This is a genomic window from Flavonifractor sp. An52 (assembly GCF_002159385.1).
Lineage (GTDB): Bacteria > Bacillota > Clostridia > Oscillospirales > Oscillospiraceae > Flavonifractor > Flavonifractor avicola.
Genome location: NZ_NFIB01000002.1, coordinates 99572 through 124052, shown reverse-complemented (window position 1 = coordinate 124052; position 24481 = coordinate 99572). Strand labels below are relative to the sequence as shown.

Here is a 24481-nt window from a genome sequence, read left to right as displayed (position 1 = left end):
TTACGAAAAGTAATCATATTTCCCTCAGCCGTTGAACTTGTTCATGGCCTTGTCGGGCCCTTCCGCGATGAGGCACTCCACCGCCTTGCCCGCCTTCTCGATGGCGGCGGTGATGGTCTTGAGGTCCTCACCCACAAACTTGGAGAGCACCCAGTCGGCCATGTCGTAATCGGGATGGGGCTTCTCCCCCACGCCCACCTTCACCCGGGGGAACTGGTCGGTGCCCAGGTGCTGGATGATGTTCTTCAGGCCGTTGTGGCCCCCGGCGGAGCCCCCCTTGCGGATGCGCAGCTTGCCGATGGGCAGAGATACGTCGTCGGAGATGACCAGCACATGGTCGGCGGGGATCTTGTAGAACCGAGCGGCCTCCCCCACCGCCTCGCCGGACAGGTTCATATAAGTCACCGGCTTCATGAGCAGCACCTTGGCGCCCCCCAGCTCCACCGTGTTGGTGAGGGCCCGGTACTTCAGCTTCTGCACCGGCACCCGCTGCTCCCCGGCGATGTGGTCGATGGTGAGAAAGCCCACGTTGTGCCGGGTGTTCTCGTACTTGTCCCCGGGATTGCCCAGGCCCACCACCAGCCACTCCACGCCGGAGGCTCGATTTCTGTTGAAAAACATAGATACTCCTTAAACAGGCAAAGGCGGGGGCAAGCCCCCGCCCTACCTGATGGTATGGTCAGAATTTTAATTACACAAAGAGCTTGGACACGGAGACCTCTTCGTAGATGCGCTCGATGGCCTCGGCAAACAGATGGGCCACGGACAGATACTTGATCTTGTCGCAGGTCACGCCCTCCTTGGCGGGGACGGTATCCAGGAAGTACAGCTCCTTGATGACGCTCTTCTCGATGCGCTCCACAGCGGGGCCGGAGAGTACGCCGTGGCTGGCGCAGGCGATGACGTCCACCGCACCGCCCAGCTCCACCAGGGCCTGGGCCGCGCCGCACAGGGAGCCGGCGGTGTCCACCATGTCGTCAAAGAGGATGACCTTCTTGCCCTGCACGTCGCCGATGATGTTCATGACCTCGGAGGAATTGGCCTTCTGGCGGCGCTTGTCCACGATGGCCAGGCCCATGCCCAGCTTCTGGGCGAAGGCCCGGGCCCGGGCCACGGAACCCACGTCGGGGGAGACCACGATCATCTCGTCCTCCTTGCCATTAAAGCGGTCGTGGAGGTAGTTGGTGAAGATGGGGTTGCCCAGCAGATTGTCCACGGGGATGTCGAAGAAGCCCTGGATCTGGTTGGCGTGCAGGTCCATGGTGAGCACCCGGTCGGCGCCGGCCCGGGTGATCAGGTTGGCCACCAGCTTGGCGGAGATGGGATCGCGGGGCTTGGTCTTGCGGTCCTGACGGGCGTAGCCGAAGTAGGGCATCACAGCGGTGATCCGGCCGGCGGAGGCCCGCTTCAGGGCATCGATCATAATGAGCAGTTCCATCAGGTTGTCATTGACCGGGTGGCTGGTGGACTGGACCACAAACACGTCGGAGCCGCGGACGGTCTCGTAGATGGAGACAAAGTTTTCTCCGTCGGAGAAGGCGCCTACCTCGGCGTTGCCCAGCTCCATGCCCATCTCCTTGCAGATGGCCTCAGCCAGCTTGCGGTTGGAAGTGCCGGAAAAGATCTTGATGTCCTTACCGTGTGCGATCATCTTTCAAACATCCTCTCACAAAATTAGTGTTCTCTGTCTTTTCGTGCAGATCGAACTTATTTTTTTATTTTCTGTCCCATCAGCGGGACGGGTTCACTTTTTACGGGTCTGGCGGGCGGCCCACTGTTTCTTCACCGTCTGGCGGGGCCGGGCGATGGCCAGGGAGTCGGCGGGCACGTCGTCGGTAATGGTGGAGCCGGCGGCGGTGTAGGCGCCGTCCCCCACCCGGACGGGAGCCACCAGATTGGTATTGCAGCCGATGAAGGCGTCGTCCCCGATGGTGGTGCGGTACTTGCCCACCCCGTCATAGTTGACGGTGACGGTGCCGCAGCCCAGGTCCACCCGGCAGCCCACGTCGGCATCTCCCACATAGGTCAGGTGGGAGATCTTGGTATCCTCTCCCACGGAGGCATTCTTCAGCGTCACAAAGTCGCCCACCTTCACGTTGGCCCCCACATGGCAGTTGGGGCGGATGTAGGCGAAGGGTCCGATCCTGGCCCCGGTGTCCACGGTGCTCTCGTTGAGCTGGGAGGCATTGACCACCACATGGTCGGCCAGGGTACAGTCCCGGATCATGGTGTTGGGGCCCAGCTCACAGCCGGTCCCGATCACCGTCTCTCCCCGCAGGATGGTGCCGGGCAGGATCACCGTGCCCTTACCCACCCGGACCCGGGGTCCGGCATAACAGGTGTTGGGGTCCATAATACGCACGCCGCTTTCCAGCAGGCGGTAGGCGCCGTAGTTGCGGGCGGTGAGCTCGGCCTCCACCCGGCCCTCGGGGCTGCTCTTGATGAGGGCGGCGCCCTGATACCAGATGCTCCGGCCCCCCAGCTTGTCGGCGTTTTCCTTCAGGGCCTCGTCCAGGCCGCTGCCGTCGGCCAGAGCCTGGGCCAACAGGGCCGCGTCAATGCGGCACACGCCGGTATCCTTATTATCCAGAGGACCGGTGCTGCTGTCATCCACCAGCTGCCGGGCGCTCTGCCAGGAGAGAAGCACCGGCCGGGTCAGGATGAGCACCTTTCCCTCCAGCTTGCCCAGGAAGGCCATCAGCTGATCCAGGGCGTCCTCGGTGCCGCCGGTGACGAATTCCGTTCCCACCGGGAAGCAGCCCTCCGCCTTTTCCCGGTCGTCACTGTGGCACACCACGAAAAACTGTTGCACGCCGGCGCTCTCCAGCGCCTCCGCCAGCCACAGGGCCGCCGGATCAAAGAGCAGGTCCTCCAGCATGGGGCACACGCCGGTCCCCTCCCGGGGCAGGAACACTACCGCTCCAGTCGCGCTCATACCTGAGATCACCTCAAAAAACAATGGATTTGCCTGTCCGCCCGGCGGGCAGGCTGCCGCAGGGCGTATTCTAGGGTCATTATAATGCGCAATGAACAAAGCTGGAAGGCTTGAAAGCCAAAGCTTTCAAGGCCAAGTAGCTTTGTTCTGGTGCAAGGTTTTTGGACGAAGTTATCCAAAAAACCTTGCACCTTCCATTGGTGCGTCTCAATGCACCAATGGAAATACGCATTATAACAATGGCTGAATTCCATAAAATCGGCTCCCTTGAGCCATTTTATGGAATTGCGCGGCTACAGCCGCGGGAATAAACCGATTTTCGGTTTATTCAGTAGACATTATTATAGCAAAGTAGGCGGAAAAATGCACCGGGATTTTGAAAAAAACCCGCCTTTTTTTCCAACTTGGGCCCCTTGCACAAGGAAAGGGCGGTCTTTACCGTTTCTTTACCGCGTTTCCACCGAAGGCAGGCCGGGGCAGGCAGGCCATCCGGTACAGGGCGGTCCGCCGCCAGATCCCCAGCACCTCCGCCGTGGCGCACAGCTTGTCGGCCACACACACCGCCACCGCCGTCCGGCTGCGGGGGGCGCTGCGTGCCATGGGCCACATATGGGCCAGGATGCCGTTCTCCTCCTCCCGGCTCAGTTCCCCGCACAGGGCCCGGGCATTTCGCTCCGCCGCCAGGGGATGGGCAAAGCACTGTTTATAGGAGGGCAGGCTCTTGGGATCGTAGAGATACAGATCGTGGAGCAGCCCCGCCCGGGCCGCCGCCCGTCCGTCCCGCCCCCACCGCCGGGCCAGGCGGAAAGCCACATAGGACACAAACAGGCTGTGCTCAAAGCAGGACACCCCCGGATGGTGCCGGATCTCCTTCATGGCCTGCACCGGCTGGGACACCAGCAGCTCCCCCACGCAGTCCAGATAGGCCGCCCAGTGTTCTTCCCGCACGATACCACGCCTCCTTCTCCTGTCTTGTTCTTCTTTATTATATCCCCCCGTAACCCGGCCCGCAACCCTATCCTGCCCCTGCGCTTCTGGTGCAAACCGGATACCATGCGGCGCCCGCCGCTTCCACACTTTCCACAGTTGATTTTTACTAATATCGGATGTATAATGAAACGAAGGGTTTATTAGGGGAGAAATCGAAATCATCTGGAGGTCATTCACAATGAAAGAAGTCTACGTAGTCAATTGCTGCCGTACCGCTGTCGGCTCCTTCGGGGGCAGCCTGAAGGACACCCCCGCCACCGATCTGGGCGCTGTGGTGGTCAAGGAGGCCCTGAACCGCTCCGGCCTGAAGCCCGAGCAGGTGGACGAGCTGATGTTCGGCTGCATCCTCACCGCCGCCCAGGGCCAGAACCCCGCCCGTCAGGTGGGCGTGAAGGCCGGTCTGCCCTACTCCGTGCCCGCTTACACCGTGGGTATGGTGTGCGGCTCCGGTATGAAGTCCGTCATTGAGGGCGCCCGCGCCATCCTGTCCGGCGACGCCGACGTCATCGTGGCCGGCGGCACTGAGAATATGTCCGCTGCTCCCTACGCTCTGCCCGCTGAGCGCTGGGGCGCCCGCATGGGCGACAAGAAGGTCGTCGATACCATGATCAAGGACGGCCTGTGGGACGCTTACAACAACTATCACATGGGCACCACCGCTGAGAACATCGCCGACGTGTGGGGCATCACCCGCGAGGAGATGGACGCCTTTGCCGTGTCCTCCCAGAACAAGACCGAGGCCGCCCAGGCTGCCGGCAAGTTCGTGGACGAGATCGTGCCCGTCATGGTGAAGAAGAAGAAGGAAATGGTGGAGTTCAAGGTGGACGAGTTCCCCAAGGCCGGCGTGACCATGGAGTCCGTCTCCAAGCTGCGCGGCGCCTTCCCCGCCGGTCCCGAGGGCGTGGAGGACGAGATCGTTCACACCTTTGAGGTCACCCAGGTCCACGAGGCTGACGCCAAGAAGCACGTCCAGCGCGTCACCGCTGCCAACGCCTCCGGCATCAACGACGGCGCTGCCGCCATCGTGCTGGCTTCCGGCGAGGCTGTGGAGAAGTACGGCCTGAAGCCCATGGCCAAGCTGATCGGCTGGGGCCAGGGCGGCGTGGATCCCAAGATCATGGGCGTGGGCCCCGTGCCCGCTTCCCGCAACGCCATGGCCAAGGCCGGCGTGACCATCAACGACATCGACCTGGTGGAGGCCAACGAGGCCTTTGCCGCTCAGTCCATCGCCGTGGCCCGTGAGCTGGGCTTCGACATGAGCAAGGTCAACGTCAACGGCGGCGCCATCTCCATCGGTCACCCCGTTGGTGCTTCCGGCGCCCGTATCATTGTCACCCTGCTCCACGAGATGCAGAAGCGGCCCGAGGCCAAGAAGGGCCTGGCCACCCTGTGCATCGGCGGCGGCATGGGCGTCGCCACCATCTTCGAGAAGTGCTGATCCATCCGTAACTTCAAACCGGAGGGCCGTTTACCGGCCCTCCGGCTTGAAAATAATGTGATTTAAGGAGGACACTCCAATGGCCAAGTTTGTCACTGTGGAAGAGGCTGTGGCCCTCATCCCTGACGGCGCCACCATCATGGTGGGCGGCTTCATGGGCTGCGGCAACGCCCACAAGATCATCGACGCCCTGTCCAAGTCCGGCAAGGGCAACTTTACCCTCATCTCCAACGACGGCTCCATGCCTGGCGGCCCTCTGGGCGAGGACTACTACGGCGTGGCCAAGCTGATCCACAACCACCAGGTCAAGCATCTGATCGCTACCCACGTGGGCCTGAACCCCGAGGTTGCCCAGCAGATGAACGAAGGCACCATGAAGGTGGACCTGATTCCCCAGGGCTCCCTGGCCGAGATGATCCGCGCCAACGGCGCCGGCCTGGGCGGCGTGCTCACCCCCACCGGCGTGGGCACCATCGTGGAGGACAACAAGGATTTCTGCCTGGGTAAGCAGACCATCGAGGGCCGCGACTACCTGCTGATGAAGACCGTCCACGCCGACGTGGCCATCATCTGCGGCAACAAGATCGACAAGGCCGGCAATGTGTGGTACAAGGGCACCACCCGCAACTTCAACCTGCCCATGGCCACCGCCGCCGATCTGGTCATCGCCGAGGCCGACTATGTGGTGGAGATCGGTGAGATCGAGCCTGAGAACGTACACACCTACGGCGTGTTCGTGGACTACGTTGTGGATGGAGGGAAAGCGTAATGGAAAAGTCTGAGATCAAGGGCTTTATCGCCAAGCGTGTCGCCAAGGAGCTGAAGGACGGCGACGTGGTCAACCTGGGTATCGGCCTGCCCACCCTGGTTCCCAACTACCTGCCCGAGGGCGTGAAGGTGACCCTCCAGTCCGAGAACGGCATCGTGGGTACCGGCACCGTCACCGACGAGAATAAGGACCCCCTGTACGTCACCGACGCCGGCGGCGCTCCCGCCGCTGTGGCCCCCGGCGGCGCCTTTATCGATTCCTGCTCCTCCTTCGGCCTGATCCGCGGCGGCCATGTGGACGCCACCATCCTGGGCGGCCTGGAAGTCGACGAGGAGGGCTCCCTGTCCAACTGGATCATCCCCGGCAAGAAGGTGCCCGGCATGGGCGGCGCCATGGACCTGCTGGTGGGCGCCAAGAACGTCATCGTCGCCATGGAGCACACCGCCAAGGGCAACCCCAAGATCCTGAAGAAGTGCCGTCTGCCCTACACCGCCGTGCACTGCATCACCAAGATCATCACCGAGATGGCGGTGATCAACGTGACCGACAAGGGTCTGGAGCTGGTGGAGTACAACCCCGAGTTCACCGTGGAGCAGATCCAGGCTGCCACCGAGGCCACCCTGATCGTCTCCCCCGACCTCAAGCCCATGTGCTGATCGGCTTTTGCCGCAATCAAACGTCCCGCGGAAAACCGCGGGACGTTTTTTTATGCTCTGCGCGTCGCCCCCGCCGAAAACCGGAAGAAAAACGTCACACTTTTTTAAGGAATTCCCCCCTCTCACCCGTGTATACTAACTGTACTAAGATGTGTCATACACTTCCGGAAAGGAGATGCCAGGATGATCCAGCTGAATTACCGGGACGCCCGGCCCATCTATGAACAGGTAAAGGATGGACTGCGGCACCTGGTTGTGACGGGGGCCCTCCAGGCCGGGGACAAACTTCCCTCGGTGCGGGCGCTGGCCACGTCGCTGGCCATCAACCCCAACACCATCCAGCGGGCCTACGAGTCCCTGGAGCGGGAGGGCTATCTGTACACCGTGGCGGGCAAGGGTTCCTTTGCCGCCCCCCAGGCGGACGTAAACGCCGACCGCCGGGAGCGGCTGCTGAAGGACTTTGATTCCTCCGCCGCGGAGCTGCTGTTTTTGGGTATGACGGCGGGGGAACTGGCCCGCCGTTTGGACGAGGCCGCCGCCCGCCAGGCGGTGAGAGAGGAGAGGAAACCATGATCGAAGCCAAGAATGTGGTCAAAACCTTCGACGGCTTTAAGGCCCTGGACGGCCTGACCATGACGGTACCCCAGGGCTCCATCTACGGTCTGGTGGGCCCCAACGGCGCTGGCAAGTCCACCCTGCTGCGCCACGTCACCGGGGTGTACCGGCAGGACTCCGGCTCGGTGCTGCTGGACGGCAACCCCATCTACGAAAACCCCGCCGCCAAGGCCCGCATCGCCGATATTCCCGACGAGCTGTACTACTTTCTGTCCGCCTCCACCCGGGACATGATGCGCTTTTACAAGGGCTTTTATCCCCGGTTTGACACGGCCCGGTACCAGGCTCTGAAGGACGTGTTTACCAACGTGGACGAAAACCAGCCCATCCGCCGCCTGTCCAAGGGAATGCAGAAGCAGAGTGCCTTCTGGCTGGCTCTGTGCTGCCGGCCGGAGGTGCTGGTGCTGGACGAACCGGTGGACGGTCTGGACCCGGTGATGCGCCGCCAGGTGTGGTCCCTGCTGATGGGGGACGTGGCGGAGCACGGCACCACCGTGCTGGTGTCCTCCCACAACCTGCGGGAGCTGGAGGACGTGTGCGACCATGTGGGCATCCTCTCCCACGGCAAGGTACTCATTGAGCGCTCCCTGTCCGATCTGCAGGAGAACGTGGTGAAAATGCAGATCGTGTTCCAGGAGCGGGAGATGCCCCAGCTGCCGGAGGACCTGGAGGTGCTCCATGTGTCCCAGGTGGGCCGCATCCATACCCTCATCATCCGGGGCAATGCCACCGACGTCACCAACCGGCTGGCGGTGTACGCCCCCATTCTGATGGAGGCGCTGCCCCTCACCCTGGAGGAAATCTTTATTTATGAGTTGGGAGGTGAGGACTATGGGGTCCGGGACATCGTACTTTAATATGACCCTGTTCCGCAAAAATCTGGCCCGGTTCTGGCCCATCTGGGGGCTGTACGCCCTGATTTGGGTGGTACTGCTGCCGGCGGGGGTACTGCTGCGCCGGGACGTGTGGGACAAGGGGAACGCCTGGGAATTCCCCCTGGTCCTGCTGGACGGCAGCCGGAACATGGCCCTGGTGCTGGCCTTCCTCTTTGGCATCCTGTGCGCCATGGCGGTGTTCTCCTACCTCTATTCCGCCCGCTCGGTGGGGATGCTCCACGCTCTGCCCATGCGGCGGGAGGGCCTGTTCCTCACCAACTACCTGTCCGGCCTGGCCTTTTTGTGGGTGCCCAACTTCGCTGTCTTTCTGCTGGCCCTGGCGGCGGAGGCTCTCAACGGCACGGTGGTGTTCAGCTCCCTGTTCACCTGGCTGGTGGTCACCTGCCTTTTGTGCCTGTTCTTCTACTCCTTCGCCGTGTTCTGCGCCATGTTTACCGGCCACATTCTGGCCCTGCCCGCCTTCTATTTCATCCTCAACTTCCTGGCCGCCGCCCTCACCTATCTGGTGGAGAGCATTGCCCGGGAATTTCTCTTCGGGTTCACCGGCGCGGAGTGGGCCGAGAAGTGGGCCTTGTGGCTCACCCCCGCCCTCAAGCTGCTCCGTTCCACCGGCCTGGACTACACGGGCAGCACCCCCCGCTACTACGGCCTGGGCCTGGTGACTCTTTACGCCCTCATCGGCCTGGCCCTGGCGGGCATCGCCCTGGCGGTCTACCGCCGCCGCCAGCTGGAGCGGGCGGGGGACGTGATCACCGTGGGCTGGGTGCGCCCGGTGTTCCGCTACGGCATGGCCCTGTGCTGCTCCATCACCCTGGGGGCCTTCTTCTACGCCATCTTCTACACCCTGCTGCCCTCGGGGGCCTGGACCCTGCTGGGCTGGATGCTGCTGTGGGGGGCTACGGGCTGCTTCATCGCGGAAATGCTGCTGAAAAAGCGGTTCTGGGTGTTCAAAACCAGCTGGAAGGGCTGCGTGATCTTTCTGGTGTGTCTGGTGGCCGCCATGGCCACCCTGGAGCTGGACCTGCTGGGCTTTGAGCGCCGGGTGCCCGACGCCGCTCAGGTCAAGACGGTGGAGATCAGCGGCATCAGCAGCGCCCCCTATGACAGCGGCGCCTACCTGGACTTCTCCACCTCCGATCCCCAGACCATTGAGAAGGTCACCAGCCTCCACTCCGCCATCACCGGCCGCAAGGATGAACTGGAGGCGGTGCAGGCCAGCGGAATCAGCACCGAGTCCTGGATCACCCAGTCCAACGGACTGGACCTGCAGGTGGAGACCAACACCTCCGTCCGCCTGTGGTATGAGCTGACCGACGGCACCGTGCTGGAGCGGCAGTACGATCTGCCCATCCGGCAGGAGGATCTGGAGGACCCCTCCACCCCCGCCGCCCAGCTGTCCCGGCTCATCAACCAGCCTCAGGCAATCAGCGAAATCTATTTCGGCTCCATTGGGGAGACCGCCCGGCTGGTGGACGCCGCCCTGGTGAACCTGTATAACCCGGAGGACGACAGCTACGGCTTCGAGTACCTGCCCGCCGAGCTGCTGGAGCCCCTGCTGGAGGCGGTGCAGACCGACCTGGCCCAGGGCAATCTGGGCCGCCGCTATCTGCTGGAGGACCAGGACCGGATGGACAACTGCTGCTACGCCGACCTGGAGCTCACCTTCCGGCTGGACCAGACCGGCGTCTCCGGCGGCACCGCTCCCTCCTCCGCAGCCACCACCTACACTGTCACCATCACCCTGCAAAAGAGCGCCGTCCACACCATGGAGGTACTCAAGGACTACCCCCACGCCTTCCTCTCCCAGGTGGAGGTCAATGCATTGAGCAGCAACTGAGCCTTTCCCCTCGTTCCTTCAGAGGCGCGCCGTCCACAGTGACGGCGCGCCCCTTTGTTGTCTCTTCACAAATCCGACGGTCTTTTTCCCAGTGTTGTGGGATACTTTTCCTTGATTTCTCAGCGTCATGTGCTATCATGTTGGTAAGTATCTCGGTAAGGAGGCTTGTGTATGATCGACCTGACCATCCATCGCCAGGGCCTGGAGCATAACATCCGTATTGCCCGGGAAAACGGCGTGGTGATTCCTACGTTTGAAAATATGATCCATCCGGAGACGGTACCTCAGCCCATCCGGGACCGGCTGACCCATGTGGGCCTGTGGGATGTGGACCCGGCCAACCTGTTCCGCATCACCTGGAAGAACGAGCCGGTGCCCACCGGCGGTCTGTACCGCTCCGCCCCCAACTACATCGAGCTGCCCCCCGCCCTCACCGGCGTGCCCGCCCGCATCCTGTGCCTGCCGGGCAAGTGGTTCCCCACCGGCTGCCACAAGGTGGGCGCCTCCTTCGGCTGTCTGGCTCCCCGGCTGGTCACCGGCCAGTTTGACGCCTCCTCCCAGAAGGCGGTGTGGCCCTCCACCGGCAACTACTGCCGGGGCGGCGCCTTCAACTCCAAGCTGCTGGGGGTCCACGGCGTGGCCATCCTCCCCGCCGGCATGAGCCAGGAGCGGTTTGACTGGCTGGCCTCCATCGACGCCGACGTCATCAAGACCCCCGGCTGCGAGTCCAACGTGAAGGAGATCTTCGACAAGACCAACGAGCTCAGCCGGGACCCCTCCTGCATGATCTTCAACCAGTTTGCCGAGATGGGCAACCATCTGTGGCACTACAAGGTCACCGGCGCGGCGGTGGCCGAGGCCTTTGAGGACGCCAAGCGCCCCGGCGACCGGCTGGCGGGCGCCTGCTTCACCTCCGGCTCCGCCGGCACCATCGGCTGCGGCGACTACCTGAAGGAGGTCTACCCCGCCATGAAACTGGCGGTGGGCGAGGCGGTCCAGTGCCCCACCATCCTGAACAACGGCTTCGGCGATCACCGGGTGGAGGGCATCGGCGACAAGCACGTGCCCTGGATCCACGACGTGAAGAACACCGACATGGTGGTGGATGTGGACGACAACGACGCCATGGCCCTGCTGCGGCTGTTCAACGAGCCGGCGGGCAAGGCCCAGCTCATGGACGCCGGGGTGGACCCCCAGCTGGTGGAGCAGCTGTCCCTTATGGGCATCTCGGGCATCGCCAACGTGCTGTGCTGCATCAAGCTGGCCAAGTACTATGAGCTCACCGAGCACGACGTGGTATGCACCGTCCTCACCGACTCGGCGAATATGTACCGCTCCCGTCTGGCGGAGCTGACCGCCCAGCTGGGCGAGTACGACGCCAAAGCCGCCGCCTATGACTTTGCCCTCCACCTGATGGGCCTGAAAACCGACTGCATGGCGGAGCTGGGCTACTACGACCGCAAGCGGGTCCACAACCTGAAGTATTACACCTGGGTGGAGCAGCAGGGCAAGACCACCGACGAACTGGACGCCCTGTGGTACGGCACCGAGTGGGCCGACGTCCACAGCCAGGCCGACGCCCTGGATGAGCTGATCCGGGCCTTCAACGAGGAGACCGGGGTGCTGAAGGGCCTGTAAAAGGAGGTTCCTCCATGAAATACGTTCTGGGCGCCAAGTGCGTCAAGTGCGGCAGGGAATATGCCGCCGTCCCCGACCTCACCACCTGCTCCTGCGGGGGCATTCTGGATATCCAGTACGACTACGCCGCCCTCCGCCGGGACCTTTCCCGGGAAAAGCTGGCCCAAAACCCGGACCGCTCCATGTGGCGGTACCGACCCCTGCTGCCCATCGAGGAGGAGTCCGCTCCCCCGCCCCTGCGGGTGGGCTGGTCCCCCCTCTATGAGGCGGACCGTCTGGGGGCGGAACTGGGGCTGAAAAAGCTGTACATCAAGGACGACGGCCAGAACCCCACTTCCTCTCTGAAGGACCGGGCCTCCGCCCTGGCGGTGGTCAAGGCAAAGGAGGCGGGGGCGGACACCATCGCCTGCTCCTCCACCGGCAACGCCGCCTCCTCCCTGGCGGGCAACGCCGCCGCGGCGGGCCTGCATACCTACATCTTCGTGCCCAGCCGGGCCCCCAAGGGCAAGGTGGCCCAGCTGCGGATTTTCGGCTCCACCGTCATCAGCGTGGACGGCTCCTATGAGGACACCTTCGAGCTGTCCAGGGCCGCCATCGACAAGTGGGGCTGGTACAACCGCAACGCCGCCATCAACCCCTACCTGTCCGAGGGCAAAAAAACCGTGACCCTGGAGATTATGGAGCAGCTGAACTGGCAGGCGCCCGACTATATCGCCCTCTCCGTGGGGGACGGCTGTACCATCGCCGGGGCCTGGAAGGGCCTCACCGATCTGTATGAGGTGGGGCTTATTGACAAGCTGCCCAGGCTCATCGCCGTCCAGGCCGAGGGCTGCTGCCCCCTGAACCGGGCCATCCTGACCGGACAGCCCTGGTCCCCTACGGAGGAAAACACCCTGGCCGACTCCATCGCCGTTGGGGTGCCCCGCAACCCGGACAAGGCCCTGGGCGCCATCCGGGCCTCCCACGGCGTGGCCGTCAATGTGTCCGATGAGGAGATTCTCGCCGCCATGCGCCTGCTGGGCCGCACCCAGGGGGTGTTTGGGGAGCCCGCGGGCGTCACCGGCACCGCCGGGGTGAAGAAGGCCCTGGAGCTGGGCCTCATCTCTCCCGACAGTACCGTGGTGAGTATTGTCACCGGCAACGGTCTGAAAGACGTGCAAAACGGCATCAAAGCCGCCGGGGAACCCCTGCTGGTATCCCCGGATATGGACGCGCTGCTCTCCGCCTTTGACCGGGCGGGCATCCGTCCCTGAAACCAACCAAAGAAAGGAAATCTATCACCATGAATGAACGCGCCGCCAAAATGGGGGTCTGGGCCCACTTTATCCTGACCCTGGCCAGCTTTATCCTCTCCCTCTATCTTCTGCTGTTCTGGCGCCATGACGGCACCCTCACCTTCGTACTCATCGCCGTGTGGCTGGGCTATCTGGCCTACACCCTGTTCCGGGGCATGGCCGACCTGCTGGGCCCCCAGCGCCGGATGACCAACTTCACCCGGATGCTGGACCGCTGGCAGGACGCCTTCGGCAAACGCTCCAGCGCCCTGGCCCTGCTCACCTTTATGACCCTCATCGTGGGCGCGGTGAAGATCATTGCCCCCATCCTCATCATGCAGCTGTAAAAGGAGGTCTGTTCCATGTCTATCCTCATCCAAAACGGCACCCTGATCTGCCCGGAAGGTCCGGTGCAGGCCGGCTTGCGGGTGGATGGAGGCAAGATCGTTGAGATCAGCCCCGCCCTGCCGGTGGGCGACAGCCAGGTCATTGACGCCACCGGCAAGCTGGTGTTCCCCGGCTTTATCGACACCCACACCCACTTCGAGATGAACAAGGGCACCATCCGGGAGACCGCCGACAACTGGGAGAGCGGCACCCGGGCCGCTCTGGCCGGCGGCACCACCTGCGTGCTGGACTTTGCCGAGCCGGAGCGGGGGGCCTCCCTTCAGTCCGCCCTGGACGAGTGGCACGCCCGGGCCGACGGCCACGCCAGCTGCCACTACGGCTTCCATATGACCATCAAGGACTGGGACCCCCGCATCATCGCTGAAATCCCCCAGATGACCGCCCAGGGCGTCACCTCCTACAAGGTGTACCTGGCCTACGCCAACATCCGCATCTCCGACGGTGTGGCCTACGAGGTCATCAAGGCCGTGGGCAAGGAGGGCGGCGTGGTGGGCTGCCACTGTGAGAACGGCGACCTCATCGACCGGGCCATCGCCGAGCTGAAGGCCGCCGGCAAGCTCTCCCCCGCCAGCCATCCCCTGTCCCACACCGCCGTCATGGAGGCGGAGGCGGTGGACCGCTGGCTGGCTCTGGCCGAGCAGGCAGGCTACCCCGTCAATGTGGTCCACCTGTCCACCCGGCGGGGCCTGGAGGCGGCCCGCGCCGCCCGCAAGCGGGGCCAGAAGGTCTATCTGGAGTCCTGCCCCCAGTACTTCACCCTCACCGAGGACAAGTACCACCTGCCCGGCTTCGAGAGCGCCAAGTATGTGTGCGCTCCCCCCGCCCGGCCCCAGTCCGACGTGGACGCCCTGTGGGAGGCCCTGGAGAACGGTGAGATCGACACCATCGGCACCGACCACTGCTCCTTCAACTTCAACCCCACCAAGATGCTGGGCAAGGACGACTTCTCCGCTATCCCCGGCGGCATCCCCGGCACCGAGCACCGCCCCCCCATCATGTACACCTGCGGCGTGAAATCCGGCCGCATCACCCCCCATCAGATGATGCTGGCCCTGGCCCAGCACCCCGCCCAGCTCTTCGGTATGTTCCCCCGGAAGGGCGCTCTGGCGGTGGGCAGCGACGCCGATATCGTAATCTTTGATCCCAATTATACCTGGCGTATTACCGCCGAGGCCCAGTACCAGCGGGTGGACTACACCCCCTACGAGGGCATGGAAATGGCAGGCCGCACCGACACGGTGCTGCTGGACGGCCAGGTGGCGGTACGGGACGGCAAGGTGGTCCAGGAAGGTCTGGGTCACTATGTGTCCCGCGGTCCCTCCCAGTTCTGGCGGTGAAACGGGTGGGCGCCGTGCTGCTGGCCTCCGGTCTGGGCCGGCGGTTCGGCTCCAATAAGCTGTTGAGGTTGGTAGAGGGCGTGCCCCTCTACCGCCGCGCCATGACCACCCTGGCAGGGGCGGGGCTGGACCGGCTGGCGGTGTGCTCCCCCTACCAGGAGGTGCTGGAGGACGGGGAGGAGCTGGGCTTTCTCCCCCTGTACAACCCCAATGGTGCAGAAGGGATCTCCGCCTCCATCCGCCTGGGGGTCTCCCGGATGGGGGACATGGACGGGGTGCTCTTCTCGGTGTGCGACCAGCCTTTTCTGACCACAAAAAGTATTATTCGATTGAAAGATACCTTTGAGGAATCAAAAGACGCCATCTGTGCCCTGTCCTGGGGTGGAAAACGGGGCAATCCCGTCCTCTTCCCTGCCGATCTGCTGGGGGAGCTGGCCGCCCTCACCGGGGACACCGGCGGCGGCGCGGTGGTAAAGCGCCACCCGGAGCGGCTGGTGCTGGTGGAGGCTTTTTCCCCAAAGGAGCTGTCCGATGTGGATAAACCGGAGGATCTGAAGCGATAAAAACAGGGGCGGACCCCAAGGGGGCCGCCCCTGTTTTTGTATCTTTTTCCAAAACTAGTTTGGCTTTAAGCTTTATTTCAGGTTGCCACCATTCCCCTCCTATGTTATAATCTAGATTACGAAATAAATGCGCTCCATTTGTTTCGACCCGCCGCATCGCGGCTGAAAAAGAAAGGAAGAATGTTATGAAGAAGCGCGCATTGACTCTGCTCCTGGCTCTGGCCATGATCGTCAGCCTGGCTGCCTGTGGCGGCGGCGGCAGCGGTGCTGCCGGCTCCTATAAGATGACCAAGATGAACGCCGCCGGCGTTGAGATGAACATCGACGACCTGGCTGCTCTGGCCGGCGTGGATATGACCGTTACCCTGGAGCTGAAGGCCGACGGCAACTTCACCCTGGACATGAGCGCTCTGGGCACCGGCAGCGTCTCCGGCACCTGGACCTCCAGCGGCAGCACCGTCACCCTCACCTCCGACGGCGAGGACGTGAACGCCACTATCAGCGGCAAGACCCTGGTGATGGAGCAGGACGGCCAGTCCCTCACCTTTGAGAAGCAGTAAGTCTTGTCTCTTACTTATTGAAAACGCCTGTAGGGCCTGTTGCAAAATGTGCAGCTCGTACAAAGACCCGTCATTCCGAGAAAAACGGCCGCCCACCGGGCGGCCGTTTTTCGTGGGAATCCGTCCCTTTTGCCGGGGAAACGGATTGCCACGCCAGTGTGCGCACTGGCTCGCAATGACAGGTTTGTGCAAAACAGCTATTTTGCAACAGGCCCTTTCTTCCAGTCTATGACCTTGCGCCCTTTCGACCCTTCGTGCTATAATGGATCCCTATTAAGAAAACACCGTCCCCCCTGCCATACCAGCCAGAAAGGAAGGACCTCATGAAGCTGATCCGAACCCGACTCCTTTTGCCCCTGTTGGCAGCGCTGTTTCTGACCGTGGGGCTGACTGCCTGCGGCAGCTCCTCCCAGCCCGCTCCCACCGACACCAGTGCCGACGTGGTGGGCATTTACCGCCTGCAGCACATCTCCGCCGCCGGGCTGGATCTGGACGCCGATGCGCTGAGCGAGACCATGGGCACCCAGATCTCTATCCAGCTGGAGGTGAAGGCCGACGGCACCTTTGTTATGGACTCCGCCATGCCGGAGCTGAACCGGCAGGAGACCATCTCGGGCACCTGGAGCCAGAAGGACGGCGCCATTACCTTTGCCACCGACAGCGAGGAACTGCCCGTCACCTTTTCCGACGGGGTCCTGACCCTGGAGCAGAACGACCAGAGCCTGGTATTTGAAAAGAGCTGAACCGAGAACCGCGGCAGACGGAACCCCCGTCTGCCGCGGTTTTTTGTAAAAACGGCAGAGGCCGGACGCCCGCTCCTGGCGCCCGGCCCCTGCCGAAGGAAAGAGGATACAATGAAATGAAAAGAAACTGTCTCTTGCAAGGATTATGATACCGGAGAGATGTTAACGAAAAAATCCCCAGGTGTTACAATTCCGTTAAATCTGCCATCCATTCTGTAAAGATCCTGTGAAGAAAAGCGAAACGGGCAGCGTTGCGCTCGCTGCCCATTTCTTATGATTGGAGGATAGAATGAAAAGAAGCTTTGTCTCTTGCAAGTGATATCCTAACAGTGGGTTGTTAAAAAAAGTAGCTCTGTTTGTTACAATTTGATTAAATGTACAAAAAAGCCGTCTTCTTTACCTCAAATTCTGGAAAAAGCTCTGGAGTAATGCGGTACATTCCGCCTCCATCAGGCCGCCGTAGATGCGGGGATGGTGGTTGAACCGCTCCTCAAACAGATTGAGCACCGACCCGCAGCACCCGGCCTTGTCATCCTTGGCCCCGTAGTACAGGGCGGGGATGCGGGCGTTGACGATGGCCCCGGCGCACATGGGACAGGGCTCCAGAGTGACGTACAGGGTGCAGCCCGTCAGCCGCCAGCCCCCCAGGGCGGTGCAGGCCTGATGGATGGCCTCGATCTCGGCGTGGCCCAGGGCGGTGCGGGCGGTCTCCCGCCGGTTGCGGCCCTCCCCCACCACCACGCCGTCCTTTACGATGACGCAGCCTACCGGCACCTCGCCCTCCTCCATGGCCTGACGGCCCAGCTCCAGGGCGCGGGCCATGTAATCCCGATGCTCCATCCGCTCTCCTCCTTCTCTCACACGGCTTTTGTGGTCATGTGTCCTTATATTTGTTATAGCATAATTTCAAAGGCTATGCTATACTATTTGAAGGAAACCTAACTTTTTTGCAGGTGATTGTTTTGGTCGAAATTTTCCTCATCGCCGTCAGTCTGGCCCTGGACGCCTTTGCCGTTTCAGTGTCCAGCGGCATTTCCATTCCCGGCTTCGGCGGCCGGCAGGCCGTGAAAATGGGACTCTGGTTCGGCGGTTTCCAGTTTGCCATGCCCCTCACCGGCTGGCTGCTGGGCACCAGCGTCAGTCAGTACATCGAGGCGGTGGATCACTGGGTGGCCTTCGCCCTTCTGGCCATCATCGGCGGCCGGATGGTGTGGGGCGCTCTGCGCCGCGGCGCCGGCGAGGAGGAGGAAACCCCCTCCGACCTGTCCGCCCGGCGGCTGTGCCTGCTGGCCATCGCCACCAGCATCGACGCTCTGGCCGTGGGCGTGTCCATGGCCTTTATGAATGTGCCGGTGCTCCTCTCCGCTGTGGTCATCGGTGTGGTGGCCTTTGTGCTGTCTGTGGTGGGCGGCCTGGCGGGCCGCAGGCTGGGGGCCCTGTTCCAGCGGCGGGCTGAACTGGTGGGCGGTCTGGTACTGGTGGGCATCGGCATTAAAATTCTGGTGGAGCATACGATGGGAGGCTGAACCGTGGGCATTTGGGAACGTCTGGACCTGGACCCGGCGGTCCACCGCATGGTGGCCCTGGTGGGGAGCGGCGGCAAGTCGTCCACCATGTACGCCATGGCCAAGCAAGCAGCGGACAGCGGGCGGAAGGCGGTGGTCACCACCACCACCCACATCCTTCCCCATCCCGGCCTGCCTCTGGCGGGGGATCTGGCCCAGCTGGCTGCCCTGCTGAAGAAGCACCGGGTGGTCACCCTGGGGGCCTACGACAGCCGGGGCAAGCTGACCGGGGCGGGCGATCCCGGGGCCTGTCTGGAGCTGGCCGACGTGGTGCTCATTGAGGCTGACGGGGCCAAGCTGCGGCCTCTCAAGGCTCCGGCGGACCATGAGCCGGTGATCCCTCCCTCCTGCCACGCCGTTATCGCGTCGGCAGGCCTGGACAGCCTGGGCAAACCTGTGGAGGAGATCTGCCACCGGCCGGAGCGGGTATGCGCCCTGCTGGGGGTGGAGCCCGACCACAAAATCACCCCCGCCGACGTGGCGGCCATTTTGTCCAGCCCTCTGGGCGGACGAAAAGACGTGGGACAGGCCATGGCCTTCCGCTGTCTGCTGAACAAGGCGGACGACGATCAGCGGTGGACCTGGGGCACGGAAATTCAGGGGCTGTTGGCCCAGCAGGGCATCCACAGCGCCATTACTTACTACAAAGAAGAGGAGCGGGGCGGATCATGCTTATTCTAGTGAAAGGCGCAGGAGATCTGGCCACCGGCACGGCGGTGCGGCTGTACCGGGCGGGCTTTCAGGTGGTCATGACGGACATTGCCCAGCCCACGGCGGTGCGGCGAACCGTGGCCTTCTCCCAGTGTATCTACGACGGTCAAACCACCGTGGAGGGAATTACCGCCCGGAAGGCGGAAAACCGGGACCAGGTCAGGGACATTCTGGCCGCCGGGGAGATCCCGGTGCTGGTGGACCCCCAGGCCGCCATCCTGGCCCAGCTGCCCTTTATGGTAGTGGTGGACGCCATTCTGGCCAAAAAGAATTTGGGCACCACCATCAGCGACGCCCCCATCGTGCTGGCCCTGGGCCCAGGCTTCACCGCCGGCACCGACTGCCACGGCGTCATTGAGACCAAGCGGGGCCACGATCTGGGCCGACTCATCCTGGAGGGGTCCGCCATCCCCAACACCGGCGTGCCCGGCGACGTGGGAGGCTACACCAAGGAGCGCATTATCCGCTCTCCCGCCGACGGGCCCTTTGAGCCGGTGGCTCAGATCGGCCAGCAGGTCAATCTGGGGGACGTGGTGGCAAAAGTCAACGGCATCCCCGTCACCGCCCAGCTCACCGGCATCGTCCGGGGGATGCTCCCCGCCGGCATCCCGGTAACCGCCGGGATGAAGGCCGGTGACATCGACCCCCGGTGCGAGGTGCGCCACTGCTTCACCGTGTCCGACAAGGCCCGGGCCATCGGCGGCGGCGTGCTGGAGGGTATTCTGTACTTTGGAAGGAGATTGCGCCTGTGGAACGACTGATTCTGTGCGGCGGCGGCCACGTTTCCCTGGAGCTGGCCTATGTTGCCGCCCGGCTGGAGTTTGAGGTGGTCGTCATTGACGACCGGCCGGAGTTTGCCAACACTGACCGCTTCCCCATGGCCCATCAGGTGCTGTGTATGCCCTTTGACCAGGCTCTCAGCCAGCTGGGCAGCCGGGACAGCGACTATTTCGCCATTCTTACCCGGGGCCACGCCTTTGACAAGGGCTGCCTGGCCCAGGTGCTGCGGGGGCAGTACGCCTATGTGGGCATGATCGGCAGCCGCACCAAGGTGACCGCCGTGTACAAGGCCCTCCGGGAAGAGGGCTTTTCCCAGGAAATGCTGGACGGGGTGTACTCCCCCATCGGCCTGTCCATCGGGGGCCAGACCCCGGCGGAGATCGCCGTGGCCATTGCCGCCCAGCTGATCCAGGTCCGCGCCCAGCGGGGCCCCGGCGCTGTCAAGCCGCCGGAGGAGTCCGGGGTGCTGTGCACCATCATCGAGAAGCACGGCTCCGCCCCCCGGGGTGTGGGTACCTGGATGCTGGTACACCCCGACGGCAGCTGCGCCGGTACCATCGGCGGCGGCGCCGTGGAGTATGAGGCCAAGAACCATGCCCTGGCGCTGTGGCAGTCCGGCGGATCGGAGGAGGTCGTGGAGTACGACCTGTCCCACGCCGCCGCCGAGCTGGGCATGGTGTGCGGCGGCCGGGTGAAGGTCCGCTTTACGCCGAAAAAAATCTGACCATACAGAAGCCGCCGGTGACCCGGCCGGAGAGCGCCGGACCAATCCTTCGGCGGCTCGGCAGCCTCCCTGTGGCTCATCACCCTGCTCACTGCCGGTCCGATGGGGGTGAGCGGTAGCAAGAGCGGCCCCGCTGCGCTGTGCAGCGGGGCCGCTCTTTGATTTTGTTACCGCTCCTCCCGGAAATAGGGCAAACCGAGGGAGTTTGGCGGCTGCTTGACCCCCACGGGACCTGTCCCGCGGGGACCCCCCCGATTTCTATTTGCGGCCGGGGAAAATGAATTCCCCCGGCCCGCGCGCCAAGGCGCGTCCCGCCTGCGGCGGGTCCCAAGACAAGCAGCTTTTACACTGGCAATCAATCCGGCTTACCGCTCCTCCCGGAAGTAGGGCAAACCGAGGGAGTTCGGGGGCTGCTTGTCTTTGCTGTTGCGCAGGGAGGTAAAGATCAGCACGATGACGGTGACCACATAGGGCAGGATCTTGTACAGCTCGTCGGGGATAAAGCCCAGGTGGAGCCGCTGGTACAGGATCATCAGCGCGCCGAAGAGGATGGAGCCCCAGATGGCGTTGAGGGGCCGCCACAGGCAGAAGATGACCAGGGCAACCGCCAGCCAGCCCTCGCCGGACAGGGCCTCATGGTTCCACACGCAGCTGGCGATGGTCATGATGTACACCATGCCGCCGATGGCCGAGATGCCGCCGCCGATGACGGTGGCCAGATATTTGTACCGGGTGACGTTGACGCCGGCGGCGTCGGCGGTGGCGGGGGACTCGCCCACCGCCCGCAGGGACAGGCCCGCCCGGCTCTTGTTGAGGAACAGGTGCATCCCCACCGTCAGCACGATGCCCAGGTAGAGGAAGATGCTGTGACCGAAGAGCAGGGGTCCCACCACCGGCAGCTCCTGCAGGGCCGCCGGGAAGGGGGAATTGAGAAAAACCGCCTTCAGGTCGTTGCTCACCGCCACATAGCCACCGGAGGTCACCCGCATATACTCGCCGATGAACTGGCCGGCGCCGGTACCGAAGATGGCCAGGGCCAGACCGGTGACGTTCTGGTTGGCCCGGAGGGTGATGGTGAGGAAGGAGTAGATGAGGGCTCCGATGGCGCCGCCCAGGAAGGCGAAGAACAGAGCCAGGATGACGGCCAGCACGCCGCTGGTGCCGCCGGCCCCCTCGAAGTAGAAGGCAGCGCCCAGGCCCATGGCTCCGCCCATGAACATCATGCCCTCCACGCCCAGGTTCAGGTTGCCCGCCTTCTCCGACAGGATCTCACCCAGGGTGCCGTAGAGCAGAGGTACACCGTTGAGAACGGCGGCCATGATCAGGAGCAGGACCGCATTGCTGTTAATACCCATAATCAGGCCACCTCCTTATGGCTGCCCCGGAAGATGAGGCGGTAGTTGATGAAGAACTCACAGCCCAGCATACAGAACAGGAAGATGCCGGTGATGATGTCCGAGATGGAGGCGGGCACAGAGAGCTGGGTCTGAAGGGTGTCGGCGCCCTTGTCCAGCACCGCCAGCAGCACCGAGATGCCCACCATGGCGAAGGGATTGAGCTGGGCCAGCCAGGCCACGGTGATGGCGGTAAAGCCCACACCGGCGGCCACGCCGGAGTACAGGGTGTTGTCGGCGCCGGAGCAGACGATGAAGCCCACCAGACCGGCGATGGCGCCGGAGAGGAACATGGTCCGCATGATGATCTTGCCCACGTTCATACCGGCGTACCGGGCGGTGTTCTCGCTCTCGCCGATGACGGCGATCTCGTAGCCCTGCTTGGTGTACTTCATGTAGAAGAACATGGCCACCGTCAGGACCAGGACGATGATCCAGCCGCAGTGGACCCCCAGCACCTTGGGCAGCACGGCGGCGGAGTCGAACTGGGGAATGATCTGGGAGCCGGGACGGCCCTCCCAGGGGCCGCCCTGGAGCCACTTCACCACGCCGATCATGATATAGTTCATCATCAGGGTGAACAGGGTCTCGTTGGTGCCCCACTTGGCCTTGAAGAAGGCGGGCACCAGGGCCCACAGGCCGCCGCAGATGGCGCCGGCCACCGCCATGACCACCAGCAGGGCGGGACCGGGCAGCTTATCCGCCCAGAACAGGGCGAAGTAGGAGGCGCCCACGGCGCCGGCGGTGATCTGGCCCTCGGCGCCGATGTTCCAGAAGCGCATTTTGAAGCAGGGGGCGATGGCCAGGGCGGTGCCCAGCAGGGGCACGGCAATCTTTACGGTCTGGCGGATGGCGGTGGGCTTGCCCAGGGAGCCGCCCACCATGGTGCCGAAGGCCCCAAAGGGGTTGTGGCCCATGAGCAGGAAAATGAGGGCGCTGATGAGGATGGCCGCAAGGAAGGAGGCTCCGCGGATGGCCCACACCTGGCCCTTGGGCATTCCATCCCGCTTGGCCAGACGGATCAGGGGTGTATTGGATTCATGCACGGCTCTCTCCCTCCTTTCCGCCGCCCACATGGGTCATGAGCAGGCCCACCTGCTCCTTGGTGGCGGTGGGTCCGTCCACAATGCCGGACACCTGGCCGCCGCACAGCACCAGAATCCGGTCGCACAGCTCCAGCAGCACGTCCAGATCCTCGCCCACCAGCAGCACCGCCACTTCCTTCATCTTCTGCTCGTTGAGCAGCCGGTAAATGGTGTAGGAGGAGTTGATGTCCAGGCCCCGGACGGGATAGGCGGTCATGAGCACGGTGGGGGTGGAGGCGATCTCACGGCCCACCAGCACCTTCTGCACGTTGCCGCCGGACAGACGGCGCACCGGGGTGGCCACTCCGGGGGTGACGATCTCCAGCTCGTCAATGAGCTTTTCAGCCAGAGCCTTGGGGGTCTTTCGGTCCACCAGGGGGCCAGGGGTGTCCTTGTAGGTCTTGAGCATCATGTTGTCCACCATGCCCATGCCGCCCACCAGGCCCATGCCCAGCCGGTCCTCGGGCACGAAGGCCAGGGAGACGCCCACCTTGCGGATCTGGCCGGGGGTCTTGCCCACCAGCTCCTCCCCCGCCTTGTCCACCGGCACATGGTGGCCGGCGATGTCGCTTTCAGGGTGGGGCGGATAGTAGAAGATGTGGCCGGAGTCCGCCTTTTGCAGGCCGGCAATGGCCTCCAGCAGTTCCTTCTGGCCGGAACCGGCGATACCGGCGATGCCCAGGATCTCGCCGCCGAAAGCCTGGAAGGAGATGTCCTTCAGCACCGGCAGGCCCTCGCCGTTGCGGCAGTTGAGGCCCTTCACCTCCAGCCGCAGGTCCTTGTACTTGGCCTGGGGCCGGTCGATGTTCAGGGTGACGGCGTGGCCCACCATCATCTCGGTGAGCTTCTGGGGGTTGGTGTCGCAGGTGTTGACGGTGCCGATGTACTTGCCCTTGCGGAGGACCGCCACCTTGTCGGACAGGGCCATCACCTCGTGGAGCTTGTGGGTGATGATGACGATGGCTTTGCCGTCGGCCTTCATGGCCCGGAGGATGTTGAAGAGCCGCTCGGTCTCCTGGGGGGTGAGGACGGCGGTAGGCTCGTCCAGGATGAGGATCTCGGCCCCCCGGTAGAGCACCTTGACGATCTCCACCGTCTGCTTCTCTGACACCGACATATCATAGACCTTCTTGTTGGGGTCGATGCCGAAGCCGTACTTGTCGCTGATGGCCTGGACCTGGGCGGCCACCGCCTTGCGGTCGTGCTCCTTCCCCTTCAGGCCCAGGGCGATGTTCTCGGCGGCGGTGAACACCTCCACCAGCTTATAGTGCTGGTGGATCATGCCGATGCCGTGGGCAAAGGCGTCCTTGGGAGAGCGGATGGTCACCGGCTTGCCGTCGGCCAGAATCTCTCCCTCATCGGGGAGGTAGATGCCGGAGAGCATATTCATCAGCGTGGTCTTGCCGCTGCCGTTCTCTCCCAGCAGGGAGAGGATCTCCCCCCGGTTGATGGCCAGGTCAATGCCATCGTTGGCCACCACCTTGCCGAAGCGTTTGGTGATGTGCCTGAGTTCAATTGCATGGACAGTTTCCAAGGCTGTCATCCTTCCTGTGATGAGACGTG

Annotated in this window: 25 protein-coding genes; 17 read left to right on the top strand and 8 right to left on the bottom strand. The window is 63.4% G+C overall.

Annotated features, from left to right (window positions below):
- Positions 1 to 24 precede the first annotated feature (24 nt).
- From pth to B5G06_RS01380, 4 genes are all read right to left on the bottom strand, one after another.
- A complete protein-coding gene (gene pth / locus B5G06_RS01400; RefSeq protein ID WP_087187317.1) occupies positions 25 to 621 on the bottom strand; it encodes an aminoacyl-tRNA hydrolase in 597 nt (198 codons plus the stop codon).
- Positions 622 to 691: 70 nt separating this feature from the next.
- Complete coding sequence (locus tag B5G06_RS01395) at positions 692 to 1651, bottom strand: ribose-phosphate pyrophosphokinase (protein WP_087187316.1); 960 nt, start codon at positions 1649 to 1651, stop codon at positions 692 to 694.
- Between the two features lie 93 nt (positions 1652 to 1744).
- Positions 1745 to 2935, bottom strand: a complete 1191-nt coding sequence (locus B5G06_RS01390) for a DapH/DapD/GlmU-related protein (RefSeq protein WP_087187315.1) — start codon at positions 2933 to 2935, stop codon at positions 1745 to 1747.
- A 435-nt stretch (positions 2936 to 3370) separates the two neighbouring features.
- Positions 3371 to 3883, bottom strand: a complete 513-nt coding sequence (locus B5G06_RS01380) for an HD domain-containing protein (RefSeq protein WP_242955303.1) — start codon at positions 3881 to 3883, stop codon at positions 3371 to 3373.
- A gap of 220 nt (positions 3884 to 4103) precedes the next feature.
- Between B5G06_RS01380 and B5G06_RS01375 the strand changes: the two genes are divergently transcribed.
- From B5G06_RS01375 to B5G06_RS01315, 13 genes are all read left to right on the top strand, one after another.
- Positions 4104 to 5363 carry an acetyl-CoA C-acetyltransferase gene (locus tag B5G06_RS01375; RefSeq protein ID WP_087187313.1) on the top strand — a complete coding sequence of 420 codons (1260 nt, stop codon included), beginning with the start codon at positions 4104 to 4106 and terminating at the stop codon, positions 5361 to 5363.
- A 79-nt stretch (positions 5364 to 5442) separates the two neighbouring features.
- Positions 5443 to 6132, top strand: a complete 690-nt coding sequence (locus B5G06_RS01370; RefSeq protein WP_087187312.1) for a CoA transferase subunit A — start codon at positions 5443 to 5445, stop codon at positions 6130 to 6132.
- Positions 6132 to 6788, top strand: coding sequence for a 3-oxoacid CoA-transferase subunit B (locus B5G06_RS01365; protein WP_087187311.1), 657 nt, complete (start codon positions 6132 to 6134; stop codon positions 6786 to 6788). The genes B5G06_RS01370 and B5G06_RS01365 overlap by 1 nt, the downstream gene beginning before the upstream one ends.
- Positions 6789 to 6971: 183 nt before the next feature.
- On the top strand, positions 6972 to 7361 hold the full coding sequence (locus tag B5G06_RS01360) for a GntR family transcriptional regulator (protein ID WP_087187310.1): 390 nt from the start codon (positions 6972 to 6974) through the stop codon (positions 7359 to 7361).
- Positions 7358 to 8260 (top strand): ABC transporter ATP-binding protein, encoded by a 903-nt coding sequence (locus B5G06_RS01355; RefSeq protein WP_087187309.1) that lies wholly within the window; start codon positions 7358 to 7360, stop codon positions 8258 to 8260. The genes B5G06_RS01360 and B5G06_RS01355 overlap by 4 nt, the downstream gene beginning before the upstream one ends.
- Positions 8235 to 10136 carry a hypothetical protein gene (locus B5G06_RS01350; protein WP_143382689.1) on the top strand — a complete coding sequence of 634 codons (1902 nt, stop codon included), beginning with the start codon at positions 8235 to 8237 and terminating at the stop codon, positions 10134 to 10136. The genes B5G06_RS01355 and B5G06_RS01350 overlap by 26 nt, the downstream gene beginning before the upstream one ends.
- 171 nt (positions 10137 to 10307) lie before the next feature.
- Positions 10308 to 11774, top strand: coding sequence for a pyridoxal-phosphate dependent enzyme (locus B5G06_RS01345; protein ID WP_087187307.1), 1467 nt, complete (start codon positions 10308 to 10310; stop codon positions 11772 to 11774).
- A gap of 14 nt (positions 11775 to 11788) precedes the next feature.
- Complete coding sequence (locus tag B5G06_RS01340; RefSeq protein ID WP_087187306.1) at positions 11789 to 13027, top strand: threonine synthase; 1239 nt, start codon at positions 11789 to 11791, stop codon at positions 13025 to 13027.
- A 29-nt stretch (positions 13028 to 13056) separates the two neighbouring features.
- Positions 13057 to 13395, top strand: a complete 339-nt coding sequence (locus B5G06_RS01335; protein ID WP_087187305.1) for a hypothetical protein — start codon at positions 13057 to 13059, stop codon at positions 13393 to 13395.
- Between the two features lie 15 nt (positions 13396 to 13410).
- Positions 13411 to 14793: a dihydropyrimidinase gene (gene hydA / locus B5G06_RS01330; RefSeq protein ID WP_087187304.1), complete on the top strand. Its 1383-nt coding sequence runs from the start codon at positions 13411 to 13413 to the stop codon at positions 14791 to 14793.
- Positions 14794 to 14798: 5 nt separating this feature from the next.
- Positions 14799 to 15356: a nucleotidyltransferase family protein gene (locus tag B5G06_RS01325; RefSeq protein ID WP_242955302.1), complete on the top strand. Its 558-nt coding sequence runs from the start codon at positions 14799 to 14801 to the stop codon at positions 15354 to 15356.
- 185 nt (positions 15357 to 15541) lie between these two features.
- Complete coding sequence (locus B5G06_RS01320; protein WP_087187303.1) at positions 15542 to 15916, top strand: lipocalin family protein; 375 nt, start codon at positions 15542 to 15544, stop codon at positions 15914 to 15916.
- A gap of 323 nt (positions 15917 to 16239) precedes the next feature.
- Entirely contained in the window at positions 16240 to 16659 is a 420-nt protein-coding gene (locus B5G06_RS01315) for a hypothetical protein (RefSeq protein ID WP_087187302.1), read from the top strand.
- A gap of 396 nt (positions 16660 to 17055) precedes the next feature.
- Here B5G06_RS01315 and B5G06_RS01310 read toward each other — a convergent pair whose 3' ends face one another.
- Entirely contained in the window at positions 17056 to 17499 is a 444-nt protein-coding gene (locus B5G06_RS01310) for a nucleoside deaminase (RefSeq protein WP_087187301.1), read from the bottom strand.
- Positions 17500 to 17612: 113 nt separating this feature from the next.
- On the opposite strand from B5G06_RS01310, the gene B5G06_RS01305 reads away from it, so the two are divergent.
- From B5G06_RS01305 to B5G06_RS01290, 4 genes are read left to right on the top strand one after another with little or no spacing between them, the layout of a single operon-like run.
- Positions 17613 to 18185 (top strand): manganese efflux pump MntP, encoded by a 573-nt coding sequence (locus B5G06_RS01305; protein ID WP_204220714.1) that lies wholly within the window; start codon positions 17613 to 17615, stop codon positions 18183 to 18185.
- A 3-nt stretch (positions 18186 to 18188) separates the two neighbouring features.
- Positions 18189 to 18905 (top strand): selenium cofactor biosynthesis protein YqeC, encoded by a 717-nt coding sequence (gene yqeC, locus B5G06_RS01300; RefSeq protein WP_087187300.1) that lies wholly within the window; start codon positions 18189 to 18191, stop codon positions 18903 to 18905.
- The gene (yqeB, locus tag B5G06_RS01295; RefSeq protein WP_087187299.1) at positions 18893 to 19696 is read left to right on the top strand and encodes a selenium-dependent molybdenum cofactor biosynthesis protein YqeB; all 804 of its coding nucleotides are present in this window, start codon (positions 18893 to 18895) and stop codon (positions 19694 to 19696) included. Before yqeC ends, yqeB begins: the two co-directional genes overlap by 13 nt.
- A complete protein-coding gene (locus B5G06_RS01290) occupies positions 19684 to 20439 on the top strand; it encodes an XdhC family protein (protein WP_087187298.1) in 756 nt (251 codons plus the stop codon). Before yqeB ends, B5G06_RS01290 begins: the two co-directional genes overlap by 13 nt.
- Positions 20440 to 20804: 365 nt before the next feature.
- On the opposite strand, the gene B5G06_RS01285 is transcribed toward B5G06_RS01290, so the two are convergent.
- From B5G06_RS01285 to B5G06_RS01275, 3 genes are read right to left on the bottom strand one after another with little or no spacing between them, the layout of a single operon-like run.
- Positions 20805 to 21794 carry an ABC transporter permease gene (locus tag B5G06_RS01285; protein ID WP_087187297.1) on the bottom strand — a complete coding sequence of 330 codons (990 nt, stop codon included), beginning with the start codon at positions 21792 to 21794 and terminating at the stop codon, positions 20805 to 20807.
- Positions 21795 to 21796: 2 nt separating this feature from the next.
- Positions 21797 to 22879: an ABC transporter permease gene (locus B5G06_RS01280; protein ID WP_087187296.1), complete on the bottom strand. Its 1083-nt coding sequence runs from the start codon at positions 22877 to 22879 to the stop codon at positions 21797 to 21799.
- Positions 22872 to 24452 carry an ABC transporter ATP-binding protein gene (locus B5G06_RS01275; protein WP_087187295.1) on the bottom strand — a complete coding sequence of 527 codons (1581 nt, stop codon included), beginning with the start codon at positions 24450 to 24452 and terminating at the stop codon, positions 22872 to 22874. Before B5G06_RS01275 ends, B5G06_RS01280 begins: the two co-directional genes overlap by 8 nt.
- Between the last annotated feature and the right edge of the window lie 29 nt (positions 24453 to 24481).